The organism is Saccharibacillus sp. O23 (genome assembly GCF_002205895.1).
Lineage (GTDB): Bacteria > Bacillota > Bacilli > Paenibacillales > Paenibacillaceae > Saccharibacillus.
In genome coordinates this window covers 162,781-176,630 of the sequence record NZ_NJDE01000018.1, presented here as the reverse complement: position 1 = coordinate 176,630, position 13,850 = coordinate 162,781, and the positions used below count along the sequence as shown (strand labels likewise).

The window sequence follows — 13,850 nt, the reverse complement described above, 5'->3', positions numbered from 1 at the left end:
AGAGAAGGTGTAAGGAACGGTAACAAACCGAGGGGGATAACAAGATGACGGCAGGATGGAACGAACAAGGGCGAAAAAACGGCAACGGCAGCAGGGAAAAAGAGACGACCGAAAAGCAGGCACGCTTCGATATCCGATGGAGAACGGGCTTCAGAAAAACGCTGTTGACCGGCTCGGCGGCTCTGTTGTTGGCAGTGAGTCTCGCGGCCTGCGGGCAAACCGAAACGGCGACGGCGCCGCAGCCGACCGCGACCGAGACGAAGCCGGCCGAGCAGAAGCCCGCGGAAACGGCCGACACGGCTCAGGCGGCGGACGAAGCGGCGAAAACCGAGTATCCGCTCACGCTGAAAGACGCGACCGGCAAAGAGATCACGTTCGAAGCCGCGCCGAAAAAAATCGTATCGCTCGCGCCGTCGGAAACGGAAGCGCTGTTCGCGTTGGGACTGGACGAGCAGATCGTCGGCGTCTCGGACAACGACGATTACCCGGAAGCGGCCAAATCCAAGCCCAAGATGGGCGGCTTCGAGCTGAATACCGAAGCGATCGTGGCGGCGCAGCCGGATATCGTGTTCGTCGCCGATTTGACCGACGACGCGACCGTGGAGTCGCTGCGCGGATTAGGGCTGAACGTATTCAAGTTCAATCCGGATACGCTGGAAGACGTAATGAAGGATATCGAGGTATACGGAGAGATCGCCGACCGTCAAGCCGAAGCCGAAGAAGTGACCGGTAAAATGCGCGCGGAGATCGAGAAGGTGCGTACGGCGGCGGCTTCGATTCCGGATGCGGACAAGAAAACGGTCTATCTGGAATTTTCGCCGGGCTGGACGGTAGGCAAAGGCGAATTCATGGACGAGCTGATCGGCACGTCGGGCGCGATCAACGCCGCGGCGAATACGAACGGTTGGAGCGAAGTGAACGCCGAGGAGATCATTCATACGAATCCCGACGTGATCTTGTACAGCCAAATGTCCGTCGATCCGCAGACGATCAAAGACCGCAGCGGCTGGAACGGCATCTCGGCCGTGAAAAACGATCAATTGTTCGCGATCGACGATAATCTGGTCAGCCGGCCGGGACCTCGGTTGTCCGAAGGCTTGATCGAAGTCTTTAACGCGATCTATCCGGGCAAACTGAAATGATCCGGCGGCTCGGCGGATACGGGGCGGTCGCGGTCGTTCTGCTGCTGCTCAGTCTGGTGCTGACGCTGCGCATCGGATCGGTTCATCTGCCGGCCGGACGGATCGCATCGATCCTGCTTCACGAAATTCCGGGCATCGGCAGCCGCTTCCCGCAGATTTGGGACGATTCGGCGGCACAGATCGTGCTTAAGGTCCGGCTGCCGAGAATCGCGCTGGCGGCGCTGGTCGGAGCGGCGCTGGCGCTCGCGGGAGCGGCTTTTCAAGGGGTGCTGCGCAATCCGTTGGCGGATCCGTTCACGCTCGGAGTCTCTTCGGGTTCGTCGCTCGGAGCAGCGGCCATTATCTTCTTGGGGCTTCGCACGGCTTGGGCGGGGCAGTGGACGCTCCCGCTGACGGCTTTCGCGACCGGTGCGGCGACGCTGTTCGGGGTGCTCGCGTTGGCTCGCGACCGAGGCAAGCTGCCGATTCACGGGCTGCTGCTCGCGGGCGTCGTGATGCAGTCTTTTCTCGGAGCGGCCGTGACGTTTCTGTCGACGCTGTCGAATCGGCCCGTTAACGAAATCTTGTATTGGACGATGGGAAGCTTGAATCTGCGCGGATGGGATTATTCGGCCGTGCTGCTGCCTTACGTGCTGCTGGGCGGCGCTTTTCTATGGGCGAACGCCGGGGCGATGAACCTGTTCGCGCTCGGAGAACGCCGTGCCGGTCAATTGGGACTGCATACGGAACGGACCAAAAGCGCCGTCCTGATCGTCGCGACGTTGATGACGGCCGCCGCCGTATCGGTATCGGGCGTGATCGGCTTCGTGGGATTGGTGGTTCCGCATATGATCCGTCTGATCGCGGGACCGGATTATCGGCTGCTCGTGCCGTTGTCCGCGCTCGGCGGCGCGCTGTTCTTGATGTGGGCGGATACGCTCGCCCGCTCGGCGTTGGGTGGCGCGGAGCTGCCGCTTGGCGTCGTGACCGCGTTCGCGGGCGCGCCGTTTTTCGCTTTCTTGCTTCAGCGAAGCAAGCGCGGGAAGGAGGAGAAGGCATGAATATCCGGCTGAACTTGTCGGGGCTGAGACGGCGGCGCGGCGATACGCCGCAAGCGGCCGAAGAACTGCGCGCGGCGGAGATCGCGCGCCAAATACGGGAACTGCGCGAGAGCGAAGCGGATCTGGAAGCCGAATCGCTGCGCGAAGCGGAGAAGCGCGCCGCGGCCGCTTCGTTCGCATTCGAAGAGCCGCGGAGCGAAAACGGCTCGAGCGGCGCGGAGCGTTCGGGCGTGCGGCTCGAATCCGAAGCGCCGGCGATCGAGCTGCGCGGGGCGGCCTGCGCGTACGGCTCTCTTCAAGCCGTCCGTCCGCTGGATTGGACCGTCCGCCGCGGCGAATTCTGGGCCGTGCTCGGGCCCAACGGCAGCGGCAAGACCAGCCTGCTGGGGCTGGTCTCCGGCGCGGAGCGCCCTTCGGCCGGCGAAGTCCGGATCGCCGGCCGGCCCGCGGCGGAATACGGACGCCGCGAACGGGCTCGGCGGCTGGCCGTGCTGCCGCAGGAAGGTCTGCCGCCGCTGAGCATCACGGTACGGGACGCGCTGGAGATGGGGCGCTTCCCGTACCGCGACCGTTTCGGCCGCGACCGCGATCCTTCGGCGCGGGAGCTGCTCGCCCGCATCGCCGAGCGGTTGGAGCTGACGGCGCTGCTGCCGCGCCGTCTGGACGAACTGAGCGGCGGACAGCGGCAGCGCGCCGCGCTCGGCCAAGTGATGGCGCAGCAGCCCGAGATCCTGCTGCTGGACGAGCCTACGGCTTATCTGGACGTGTATTATCAGCTCGACGTCATGGAGCTGGTGCGGGAATGGCGCGAAGAAGCCGGACTGACGGTCGTGGCGGTGCTCCACGACCTGAATCTCGCCGCGCAGTACGCGGAGCGGCTGCTTCTGCTGCGCGGCGGCGAACGCGCCGCGGAAGGCACGCCGGAGGAAGTGCTGACGCCGGAGTTGGTCGGCGACCTGTACGGCGTCGCGCCGCCGCTGATCGTGCGGCGCGAAGAGATCGGCGCGCCGCAGCTGCTCTTCCGCGCCGATTCGCAGATGCGGAAAGTTCGGCCTGTTCGGGCCGAACGAAGAACGTAGTCGGCGTACGGCAGGCATTTGACTGCTGCCTGATTTCCGCCGCGCAAAGACGCGCAAACGCAAAAAAAGACCCGGAGAATCGTCTCCGGGTCTTTTGGCTTTTGGTGCATACGTTTGATCCGATACGTTCGAAGCGCCGCCGCTGGCCCGAGCTTCGCTCGAAAGCGGCTCTTTTCGTTCGCAACGCATCGATCTGTTCGCGATCAGATCTTGAAGCGTCTGACCGTTTCTTCCAGCTCGTCGGCCTGACGGCTCAATTCGCCGACGGTACGCGCATAAGCTTCCATCTCTTGGACTTGACGGGTGCTGCCTTCGGATACGTCTTGAGCGCGCGCTTGCACGCGTTCGGTAATCCGGGCCGTTTCTTCCACCGAAGCGCTGACCTGTTGGCTGCCTGCCGAGACTTGTTCGGTCGAAGCGGACACTTCTTGCACCGAATGGTTGAACTGCTGCATCAGGCTTTTCAGTTCTTCGAAAGCGCCGCCCGCGTTGCGGACCGCTTCGGCACCCGACATGATCTCGTGGTGCACCGTGCCGATCGCGTCGACCGAACGCCGGGAATCTTCGCGCAGGGACGACAGCGATTGTTCGATCTGCCCCGTGGCTTCGCGCGATTGATCGGACAGCTTGCGAACTTCGTCGGCGACGACGGCGAAGCCTTTGCCGTGCTCGCCGGCTCTTGCCGCTTCGATCGAAGCGTTGAGCGAGAGCATCTGGATTTGCTTGGAGATGCTCGTAATCGCGCCGAGCACTTCGGTGATCTCGTCGGAACGCGTGCCCATCGTTTCGATATAAGAGCGGGCCTGCACCGTCATTTCCTGAACGCGGTTCATCTGCTGAACCGCTTGTTGAGCCAGCGTATTGCCCGATACGGCTTCTTCGGAAGCGCGAGCGATCTGGTCGTTAACGTTCGAAGCGGATTCCGCGATATGCTGGATGCCGCCGCTGATCTCTTCCATGGCTTTGGCGTTCTCCGCCGCGCTGGTCGCGACCGTCTCGCTGCTCTGCGCGATCTCGGTCGCCGAAGCCGCCGATTGTCCGCCGATCTCGTAGAGCAGCCCGATGCCGCGCGAGAGTTCGATCGAATCGCTCTTGACCCGGTCGGTCGCTTCCAGCACTTGACCGATCATGCTGCGCAGATTGGCGGTCATCTGACGGAAAGCTTCGGCCAACTGCGCGATTTCGTCTTTTCCTTTGACCTCGATGTTCGCTTGCAGATCGCCTTCCGCCACCAGACGGGCGTGTTTGACAAGGCGTCCGAGCGGCTTGGTCATCTGGCGGCTGACGCCCGCCGCGACCAGAGCGCCGAGTACGATCACGATCAGGGTGATGGCGATGCCGGCCCAGAGAATCGCCTGCGTGACTTGCTCGACGAAATCGGCGTCCAGCGTTCCGGCGACAAGCAGGCTGCCGCCGGAGATCGCCAAGTAGCCGTCGATATCCGCGCCGTCGGAGCTTGCGTTAAGCGGAGTCACGACCGTTTCTTGGGTGTTTTTCAAGGCCTGCTGCATAAACGAACTCGCCGCCATTTTTTCTCCGGTTTTCAGATGCGAATCTTTGCTGGCCAGAACGACGGTCGCTTCGTTGCCCTGCACGTCGAGGATATATACGTTCTCGAGTCGGAATTCGCTTGCGGCTTGATTCAGGTAAGTCTGCAGTTTCATCGAAGCGGCAGCGTTGGCTTTGGCTGCCATGCTCGCTTGAGTCGGATCGACGCCGCCTTGAATTTCCGAAATGCTCAGATCCAGCGTTTTGCTGAATTCGGGAATGATTCGACTGTGAAGCGTATTGTTAAATATAACGAGAAAACTTCCGCAGAGCAGCAAGCTCGCGACAAGAATGATGGCACCCGACAATACGATGATCTTGCGGCTGATAGAACGGTTTAGCATAAATAGGCTCTCCCTTCGTGATAAGCAAAAGCAATCCTGAACGCGGCACCTGCATGGGATGACCGAACAAGACTCCTGATCAAGAGCATGACGCGATCTTGCATCCGTACAAGCCGCTCGATGCCGAATCTTCTGCAACCGAAGTCCCGACTCGCGGCCGATCACGCGGACAAAGATCTGAACATTCTCTGTAATATAGGTCGATCGATCCCGCATATGCAGGTAAAAGGTAGGGCCGGAGCGCGAAAAAATAGGTAAAACGTTCGGAAGTTGTGCTTGGCTATTCCATATCATACATGAGAACAAATAAATTTGACCAGTTTCATGTAAGCTCTTTTTGCGATTTGCGAATATTTTTGAACAGCGGATGAAAAAATGCCGATGTCGCAAATTAAATCTACCAAAATGATCGGAATAGTGATACTATGGTTGGCAGATTCCAAGGACTTACATGTCCGGTCAGCTTGATCGCTGACGCAACTTTAAAAAGAGAGAGGGATTGGAACATGGAGACCTTTTTTGTCATCTTGAACATCTTGGTTCTGGCGGGACTCTCCGTACTGCTCTACGTGATGCAGAAGCGTCATGTCTCGTTCAGCAAACGGGTATTCACCGCGCTGGGACTGGGGATCGTGCTCGGAGGCGCGCTGCAATGGATTTATTCGGCGGATTCGGAGATCGTATCGCGCTCGATGGACTGGTACAGCCTGCTCGGAAGCGGCTACGTCCACTTGCTTCAGATGATCGTGATTCCGCTGGTGATGGTCTCCATCATCACGGCGATCATGAACATCAAAGGCGGCAAAAAGCTCGGCAAAATCAGCGTATCCGTGCTGTTGACGCTTGTCTTGACGACGGCGATCGCCGCCGCGGTGGGCATCGCTTCGGCGACCGCGTTCGGTCTGGACGCGAGCGAACTGCTGAACGGACAAGCGGAACAAGAACGCGGAGCGGCGCTCGAAACGAGACTCGCGGATGTCGAAGATCTGACGCTGCCTCAGCAGATTTTGTCGTTCATTCCGACCAATCCGTTCGAAGACATGACCGGCGCGCGTCCTTCCTCGACGCTTGCGGTCGTTATTTTCTCCGCTTTCATCGGGATCGCGGTGCTTGGGCTGGACCGCAAGAACGCGCAGCAGGCCGAGACGTTCCGCGGCATGGTTAACGCGGTACACGGCGTCGTGATGCGGATCGTGACTTTGATTCTGCGACTGACGCCTTACGGGATTCTGGCGTTGATCGCCAAGATGATGGCGACGACCGATCCCGCCGGCATCATTCGTCTGGGCGAATTCGTAATCGCTTCTTACGTCGCGCTGATCGTCATGTTCGTGATTCATCTGGTGATCCTGCTGGCGTTCGGCATGAACCCGGTCACCTATGCCAAAAAAGTCGTATCGCCGCTGGTCTTCGCTTTCACTTCGCGTTCCAGCGCGGCGACCATCCCGCTGAATATCGAAACGCAGACCAAAAAGCTCGGCGTATCCGAAGGCGTAGCCAATCTGTCCGCCAGCTTCGGAGCGACGATCGGCCAGAACGGCTGCGCGGGCATCTACCCGGCGATGCTCGCCGTCATGATCGCCCCGGCTGCCGGCACGCCCGTCGATCTGTCGTTCATCCTGACCTTGATCGGCGTCGTCGCGATCAGTTCCTTCGGCGTAGCCGGAGTCGGAGGCGGCGCGACGTTCGCGGCTCTGATCGTCTTGTCGACCATGAACCTTCCGGTCGCTTTGGCCGGCCTGCTGATCGCCGTCGAGCCTCTGATCGATATGGGCCGTACCGCCCTGAACGTCAACGATTCGATGGTCGCCGGCGTCGTGACCGGCAAAGTCACCGGCGAGATCGACAAGAACGTTTACGATTCTCCCGACACGCCGGAACTCGAAACGGCGAGAGCCTGATTTTTCTTTCTCTGCCCGCATAAGATGAAAAGGACGGCCTCCCGGCCGTCCTTTTTCTTTTCCCAAAAAAAAGATGGCGCAAAATCGCCAACCGTGTTAGAGTAATACGTTGTCCAAACACGCGGTTCGTAACCATCCCGCGATACCAAAACTAGGGCCTTTCAACACTAAAGGTAAGGTTACGTTCCCCTAAAACGCACTTAAAGCGCGTGATTTTTAGGAAAACGCAAACCTGCGATTGAGAGTTGAAAGGGCAAGGAGGATTCAGCTTGTTCAATTTCACTTGGGGCGTCTTTTTCGTCCTGGTCAATTTCGCGTTTTTCCTGCTGTGCTTCAAATTTTTCGGCAAAAAAGGCTTGTACGCTTGGGTCGGCGTGGCGACCGTCGTCGCCAATATCCAAGTCGCCAAGACCATCGATATGCTCGGCATCACCATGACGCTGGGCAACGCCATGTACGTCAGCGTCTATATGACTACCGACCTGCTGAACGAACGCTACGGCGTCAAAGCCGCGCGCCGCGCCGTCTGGTTCGGTTTTTTCATGCTGATCATGACTACCGTCATCATGCAGATGGTGCTGCATTTCCGACCGTCGGACGTCGATTTCGCGCAAGCGCCGATGGAAGCCTTGTTCGGCCTGCTGCCGAGACTCGCGCTCGGAAGTTTGACCGCTTATCTGGTCAGCCAGCTGCTCGACGTGTATTTGTACGCCGGAATCCGCCGTCGTTTCTCCAGCGCCAATCAACTGTGGATTCGCAACAACGGTAGCGGCATCGTCAGCTCGTTTATCGATACGCTGATCTTCTGCTCGATCGCGTTTACCGGTCCCGAATACAGTTTCTCGACGTGGATTCAACTGCTGCTGTCGACTTATGTCTTTAAGTTTATTTTGACCGCGGCCGGCACGCCGGTGCTGTATTGGGCGCGCGGCATGAAAGTACCCGTCGACGAAGGCGATTCCGGCCTGCCGAATATCGCCGCCAAATAAAAGCCGAAACGGATTCGATAATCCCGCGCGGCCTGCCGACGGAATATGGTAAGATGGATACGCATGCGCATCGCCGCGGCGATGTGCCGATATTCGATTCTACTTAACCGATCCGAGGAGGCAGTCGACCCATGATGATCCATATGGTTACGTTCACCCTGCACGCCGGCAAAGATAACGAGAAAGCCGAAGCTTTTTTGAAAGAAAGCCGCCAATTGTTGATCGAGATTCCGGGCGTGAACAACTTTAAGGTACTTCGCCAAGTCAGCGCCAAAAACGACCACGATTACGGATTTTCGATGGAGTTTGCCGACCGCGCGGCTTTCGAAGCGTACAACGTGCACCCGATCCATGCCCGCTATGTGGCCGAAGTTTGGGAGTCTCAGGTAAGCAGCTTCCAAGAGACCGACCTGATCGAATACGAATAAGTTTCGCTCCGAAACGAAAAGCCAGCTTCCGACAACTCGGAAACTGGCTTTTTTGATTTGAACGGTTTAAAAGGCGGCAGCTCCGACGAACGCGAACGAGTCGCCCGATCGCTTTAGCCGCCGATCACCGTCAGCTCTTTCGGGAACGTGGTCAGTACGTCGACGCCGTCGGCAGTAACGATGACGTCGTCTTCGATACGGACGCCGCATTCGCCGGCGACGTAGACGCCCGGCTCGACGGTGAAGCAGAGACCTTCCGTCACGAGTTCTTCGTTGGCGCCGTGCACGGACGGATATTCATGCACGTCCATGCCCAGTCCGTGACCGAGGCGATGCATGAAGTACGGTCCGTAACCGGCTTCCGTGATGACTTCGCGGGCGGCGGCATCGACGGAAGCCAGCGTCACGCCCGGACGGATCTGCGCGATCGCGGCCAAGTTGGCGGCAAGCACCGTTTCGTAGATCTTGACCGACTCGTCGTTCGGACGTTCGGCCACCGCGAAGGTACGCGTAATATCGGAAGCGTAGCCGTCGAGATAGACGCCCATATCGAACATCAGCATATCGCCGGCTTGAATCTTCCGATTGCCGGGATTGCCGTGCGGCAGCGCCGTCTTGTCGCCGGTCAGTACCATCGTGTCGAACGACGGGCCTTCCGCGCCGAGCTTTTTCATCTGGTACTCCAGTTCGGCCACGATCTCGATCTCGGCGACGCCGACGCGAACCTGTTTGAGTCCTTCGGTCAGCACCGCTTCGATCAGATGAACCGCACGGCGAAGCTTTTCGACTTCTTCCGGCGTTTTGGCCGCGCGCAGGGCGTTCAGCACGCTGCCTACGTCGCGGTAGTCGGACGCGCGGAGCGCGGCGTTCAAGCGTTCGAAACGGGCGACCGACAGATGTTCTTTTTCGATGCCGAAGCGTTTCGCTCCGCTGCCGATCCAGCCTTCAAGCAGCGCGTATGCGTCATCCGTATCGCCGTGCGTGCGGATCAGCGGCACGGACGAAGAAGCTTTGGCCGCTTCGAGATCGAGCGCGGGGACGACAAGAAACGGCTCGTCGTGTTTCGGGATCGCAAGTCCCAGAAAACGTTCGTGGGGATCGGAGAAAAAACCGGTCAGATAGCCGACGTGTTTCGGTTCGGTGATCAGCAGCCCGTCCAGCTCCTGTTCCTCCATATGCGTTCTGATCTTGTTCCAACGTTGATCGTTCATTTTTTCACTCCGTTCGTTATCTGGTGACGATGCGGCTGATCGCGCCGCGCACATCGCCTTCGTACAGCCCGCCGTGGTAGCAGAACACCCGGTCGATATCCAATTCGAGCAGCTGCTCCAGCGACCGAAGCGCCTTGTCCATATCCGGGGTAAAAGCTTCCGCCGGTCCGGCCAACTCGCCTTCGACCACGACCATCGCGTCGCCCGCGATCAGCAGCTTCTCGCTCGGTACATAGAGGCTGATATGCCCCGGCGTATGGCCAGGCGTGTGCAGCACGACCGTCCCGCCTTGAAGAGGCAGATTCTCGCCGTGCTCCAGCACGCGGGTCACCCGGCCGGGAACGAGCGCGTCAAGCATGCGCTGCACCGCTTCGCGCTGCGGCGCGGGCATGGATTCGAGCCGTTTCGGCGTCACTTTGATATGCGGCAGCGCGCCTTCCAGATAAGGCTGTTCGTCCCGATGCGCCCAGATTTCGGCCTCCGGCAGATGCTCCAGCAGGTCGGGCAGCGTGCCGATATGGTCGAGATCCTGATGGGTGAACAGCAATCTTTTGACCTGAGAGACGTGGAATCCCGCCGCTTCGATCCGCTGCACAATCTGTTCGTACATGCCCGGCAGTCCCGCGTCGACCAACGTCAATCCGTCTTCGTCCGACAGCAGCACGGCATGAAACGCGTCGGCGTTTCCGCCGTGATCGGCGCCGAGCGCCAAGTCCGTTATTCCTGATGTAAGTTTCATAAGTTCCGCTCCCGTCGATTAATTGGTTTGGCTGCCTTTCCCGGCAGGCTTACGCTGTCTATTATAGTCCAACGGCGCGTCCGTATCCAAAAAATCGAAATCGTTTTGCAAACGCGGGGTTGACAGGTTTCCGAAAAAAAAGCTATGATGAATTTACTATTTGACAAAGGAGGATGGCAGCAATGATCGTCGTTAACCGTTTGAAGGCTCATTTGACAACCGAAACTACGCCTTTCGTTCTGCCTGTCCTCAACGGGTACGGTGCAGTCTGAAGATCTTCGGCAATGTCGTCTTTTCTCCGCGCGATTCTAACTTGCGCGGCGAAAAGCGCTTTGTCCCCGTTTGTCCTTCGATACGTTGCTTGTACGGCGTACCGAAGAGTCTCGCAGGGGATTCCGAATATTCAGGCTGAACCGGCATAGCCGCGGACGAGAGGTCCGCGGCTTTTTGTTATGCTTTTTTTCTTGACCCTAGTTGACCGCATTCAATCCAAGGTTTGAGTCCCTCGGAAACACGCACGGTTCAAGCGGGTTTTTGAGGGGCGAAACCTCACCTTAGTTGCGGTCAGCGTACCAACTTTGTTCAAATAGAGAGGAATGGAATATTTACGGATGTCTAATTATAATTATCGTGAAGTGGTACTTCCTTCGGGCAGCGTGCATGTGTATGCCGACGAGGAATTGTTTAACGGTCTGGATGCTCGCGTCTTCGAAATGGCCGGACGCAATCTGCAAATTCCCGGCATCCGCTACATGGGGTACACGCCGGACGTGCATGTAGGCGTCGGAACGTGTATCGGCACGACGGCGGTCTGGAACATGGACCAGGGAATGGTCTCTCCGTCGATCGTCGGAACGGACATCGGCTGCGGGATGCGGGTTCATCTGACGAATCTGCACCGCCGGGATGTGCAGGATCTGCGTTTGCGCCGGAAGCTGGTCAACCGGATCGAAAAATATCTGCCGATGGAAGCTCATAAAAAAGGCGCGTTCTCCGATCTGCGAATGGACCATATCGTGCAAAAAGGGCTCAAAGGCCTGCCGGGCAAATATTTGCCGGACGGCGTCTCCGCCAAACGTTCGCCTTCGCTGACCCATGTGGAGCAGGCGAGATTCGCCTTCGATCCGGAAGAATTGAACGCGGTCACCGACGCGTCTTGGATCAAAGGACTTCGCCAGCTCGGTACGTTAGGAGGCGGCAACCATTTCGCGGAGATTCAATATCTCGAGATCGCGGAAGAAAATCGGCATATCGCCGAGAAATGGGGCATGTACGACGGGCAGGTCGTCGTGATGATCCATTCCGGTTCGCGGGCTTGGGGAGCGATGGTCAGTCAGCAGTATACGCCTATGGCGGCTCGCGCCATGAAACGGCTCGGTCTCGGCACCGACGATCCCAAGCTGATCTTCGCGCCGCTGGATTCGCCGGAAGGCCGCCGATATGCGGACATGATGGCTTCGGCGCTGAATTACGCGGTCGTGAACCGGCATCTGATCGCTTACGCGGTCCGGGAAGCGTTTCTCGACGTGTTCGGGCCGAAATTCGAGATGAACATTTTATACGATCTGATGCACAATTACGCTTGGGAAGAGCATCACGGGGGAGAAGACTGGTTCGTGCACCGCAAAGGCGCGACGCGCGCTCTTCCGGCCGGCCATCCGGACAACCCCGATGTCTATATGCAAACGGGCCATCCGGCGCTGATCCCCGGCTCGATGGGAACTTCGTCGTACATCATGGCCGGACTGCCGAGCGGGGCGGACAATTACCATTCGATCTGCCACGGCGCCGGACGCGCGCGTTCGCGAAGCGCGACCAAACGTCAGGTGACGGTGGATCAGTTCGCCGCCGCGCTGAAAGTCGGAACGGAAGAAGAAGTGATCGTTAATCATAACTCGCTGGGCGTCATTCTCGACGAATCGCCGCAGGCGTACAAAGACGTCGATCGAATCATCGGCAGCGTAACGGGAGCGGGACTTGCTTCCGTCGTAGCCAAATGCAAGCCGCTTGCGGCAGTGAAAGGAGCGAGATCTTAATATGGAGAGAAAATTGCAGCCCGAAAACGGCTTGAGCATCGCGGGTCTCGATATGCCGGCCGGCGAAGAACGTACCGTCGTCGCTTACGAACCGGGCAATCCGAATATGGCGGAGTACGAATCGTACGCCCGCGTGACGCGCGGGATCGAAGCGATGTTGGAAGAGCGCTACGGCGTGACCTATACGCTGTATGCCAGCGACGACGGAACGAGCGATTATTGGGATCTGCTCGAAGAAGACGTCAAGAAAGGCGCGCCCGAAGTGGAATGCGCCGGCCGCGTGTACGAAGGCATCGAAGGACGCACGTTCACGTACGACGAAGACAGCAGCACGGCCGAATATACGATTCATCCCGCTATTCGCAACAACGTATTCGTGTATCCGGCGCAGGGAGTAGCGCTCGCGCGTATCCCCATGTTCCGCCAGCACGGCATTTACAGCGAAGATTTCGTGTTCGCGACCGGCGACGAAGCGATCAGCGCGTTCCTGAGCGGCGTTCGCGTCCGTCAGCGCAATCGCGACAAGAGCCGCATCACGGTATTTACGGACACGAACAACGGGATTCATCGGGAGAGCGAACCGATTACCCGGGCGGTCTCGCGGGACGACGTTATTCTGCCCGAACCGTTGAAAAAAGAAATTTACCGTTCGCTCGATCAGTTCTTCGCGTCCGACCGGACGTTCTATCGGAAGCATAATCTGCCGTTCAAACGGGGCATCCTGCTCTACGGACGTCCCGGCAACGGCAAAACGACGCTGGTCAAGTCGATCGCGGGCAGCATTCCGGGACCGGCCGCTTATTGGCAGATCACGGAATACACGTCGAGCGGCTCCGTGCAGGAAGTGTTCGAGACGGCGGCTCGCCTCGCTCCGATGGTGCTGGTCATCGAAGATATCGATTCCATGCCGCAGAGCGTGCGTTCGTTCTTCCTGAACATTCTGGATGGGGCGACGTCGAAAGAAGGCATTTTCCTGATCGGCACGACCAACTATCCGGAGAAGATCGATCCGGGCCTCATGAACCGCGCGGGCCGTTTCGATCGTTCGTACGAGATCGCTTTGCCGGACGAAGAGATGCGCCGTACGTTCTTGGAACGCCGCGGCCTGCTGGAATTCGTGAATCAAGAAGGTCTGGAGCGCGCTGTGTCGTTGACCAAAGGCTTCAGCATGGCGCAGCTCGGCGAGCTGTACGTCTCGGCGGCGCTGGAATGGCACGAGCGCGGCGAAGCCGACCTTGCGGCGATCGTTCGTTCGTTGAACGGAGAGCTTAACAAAGGGAAGACCGGGAAATGGATGGATGGGAAGAACGGCGGGATCGGGTTTCAATTATAATGGTAGGGAAAAGGCGTTCCGAAGGTTTTCGGGACGCTTTTTTTGTTGAGAAAACTTGGG

General features: G+C 58.7%; 11 protein-coding genes. 8 read left to right on the top strand and 3 right to left on the bottom strand.

Going from position 1 to position 13,850, the window contains the following annotated elements:
- Positions 1–44 precede the first annotated feature (44 nt).
- Genes CDO73_RS20020 through CDO73_RS20010 form a run of 3 tightly spaced genes read left to right on the top strand, consistent with a single transcriptional unit; the run spans position 45 to position 3,261 of the window.
- Positions 45–1,142, top strand: a complete 1,098-nt coding sequence (locus tag CDO73_RS20020) for an ABC transporter substrate-binding protein (protein ID WP_088490294.1) — start codon at positions 45–47, stop codon at positions 1,140–1,142.
- Positions 1,139–2,182: a FecCD family ABC transporter permease gene (locus CDO73_RS20015; protein WP_088490293.1), complete on the top strand. Its 1,044-nt coding sequence runs from the start codon at positions 1,139–1,141 to the stop codon at positions 2,180–2,182. Before CDO73_RS20020 ends, CDO73_RS20015 begins: the two co-directional genes overlap by 4 nt.
- Positions 2,179–3,261 carry an ABC transporter ATP-binding protein gene (locus CDO73_RS20010; protein WP_088490292.1) on the top strand — a complete coding sequence of 361 codons (1,083 nt, stop codon included), beginning with the start codon at positions 2,179–2,181 and terminating at the stop codon, positions 3,259–3,261. Before CDO73_RS20015 ends, CDO73_RS20010 begins: the two co-directional genes overlap by 4 nt.
- Positions 3,262–3,464: 203 nt before the next feature.
- Here CDO73_RS20010 and CDO73_RS20005 read toward each other — a convergent pair whose 3' ends face one another.
- Positions 3,465–5,153, bottom strand: a complete 1,689-nt coding sequence (locus CDO73_RS20005) for a methyl-accepting chemotaxis protein (RefSeq protein ID WP_179218768.1) — start codon at positions 5,151–5,153, stop codon at positions 3,465–3,467.
- Between the two features lie 506 nt (positions 5,154–5,659).
- On the opposite strand from CDO73_RS20005, the gene CDO73_RS20000 reads away from it, so the two are divergent.
- The 3 genes from CDO73_RS20000 (at position 5,660) to CDO73_RS19990 (ending at position 8,471) form a co-directional block, all read left to right on the top strand.
- On the top strand, positions 5,660–7,054 hold the full coding sequence (locus CDO73_RS20000; RefSeq protein WP_088490290.1) for an L-cystine transporter: 1,395 nt from the start codon (positions 5,660–5,662) through the stop codon (positions 7,052–7,054).
- A gap of 269 nt (positions 7,055–7,323) precedes the next feature.
- Positions 7,324–8,043, top strand: a complete 720-nt coding sequence (locus CDO73_RS19995; protein ID WP_088490289.1) for a queuosine precursor transporter — start codon at positions 7,324–7,326, stop codon at positions 8,041–8,043.
- 131 nt (positions 8,044–8,174) lie between these two features.
- Entirely contained in the window at positions 8,175–8,471 is a 297-nt protein-coding gene (locus CDO73_RS19990) for a Dabb family protein (protein WP_256972782.1), read from the top strand.
- A gap of 113 nt (positions 8,472–8,584) precedes the next feature.
- On the opposite strand, the gene CDO73_RS19985 is transcribed toward CDO73_RS19990, so the two are convergent.
- Both CDO73_RS19985 and CDO73_RS19980 read right to left on the bottom strand, forming a co-directional pair.
- Entirely contained in the window at positions 8,585–9,682 is a 1,098-nt protein-coding gene (locus CDO73_RS19985) for a M24 family metallopeptidase (RefSeq protein WP_088490288.1), read from the bottom strand.
- Between the two features lie 16 nt (positions 9,683–9,698).
- A complete protein-coding gene (locus CDO73_RS19980) occupies positions 9,699–10,421 on the bottom strand; it encodes an MBL fold metallo-hydrolase (protein WP_088490287.1) in 723 nt (240 codons plus the stop codon).
- Positions 10,422–11,032: 611 nt separating this feature from the next.
- Between CDO73_RS19980 and CDO73_RS19975 the strand changes: the two genes are divergently transcribed.
- Both CDO73_RS19975 and CDO73_RS19970 read left to right on the top strand, forming a co-directional pair.
- A complete protein-coding gene (locus CDO73_RS19975; protein ID WP_256972781.1) occupies positions 11,033–12,457 on the top strand; it encodes an RtcB family protein in 1,425 nt (474 codons plus the stop codon).
- Between the two features lie 106 nt (positions 12,458–12,563).
- Positions 12,564–13,790 carry an AAA family ATPase gene (locus CDO73_RS19970; protein WP_256972784.1) on the top strand — a complete coding sequence of 409 codons (1,227 nt, stop codon included), beginning with the start codon at positions 12,564–12,566 and terminating at the stop codon, positions 13,788–13,790.
- The last annotated feature ends 60 nt before the right edge of the window (positions 13,791–13,850 follow it).

Excerpts from the sequence above, each read along its gene's own strand:
- CDO73_RS20020 (WP_088490294.1), top strand. The coding sequence starts at position 45 with ATGACGGCAGGATGGAACGAACAAGGGCGAAAAAACGGCAACGGCAGC.
- CDO73_RS20015 (WP_088490293.1), top strand. The coding sequence starts at position 1,139 with ATGATCCGGCGGCTCGGCGGATACGGGGCGGTCGCGGTCGTTCTGCTG.
- CDO73_RS20010 (WP_088490292.1), top strand. The coding sequence starts at position 2,179 with ATGAATATCCGGCTGAACTTGTCGGGGCTGAGACGGCGGCGCGGCGAT.
- CDO73_RS20005 (WP_179218768.1), bottom strand. The coding sequence starts at position 5,153 with ATGCTAAACCGTTCTATCAGCCGCAAGATCATCGTATTGTCGGGTGCC.
- CDO73_RS20000 (WP_088490290.1), top strand. The coding sequence starts at position 5,660 with ATGGAGACCTTTTTTGTCATCTTGAACATCTTGGTTCTGGCGGGACTC.
- CDO73_RS19990 (WP_256972782.1), top strand. The coding sequence starts at position 8,175 with ATGATGATCCATATGGTTACGTTCACCCTGCACGCCGGCAAAGATAAC.
- CDO73_RS19985 (WP_088490288.1), bottom strand. The coding sequence starts at position 9,682 with ATGAACGATCAACGTTGGAACAAGATCAGAACGCATATGGAGGAACAG.
- CDO73_RS19980 (WP_088490287.1), bottom strand. The coding sequence starts at position 10,421 with ATGAAACTTACATCAGGAATAACGGACTTGGCGCTCGGCGCCGATCAC.
- CDO73_RS19975 (WP_256972781.1), top strand. The coding sequence starts at position 11,033 with ATGTCTAATTATAATTATCGTGAAGTGGTACTTCCTTCGGGCAGCGTG.
- CDO73_RS19970 (WP_256972784.1), top strand. The coding sequence starts at position 12,564 with ATGGCGGAGTACGAATCGTACGCCCGCGTGACGCGCGGGATCGAAGCG.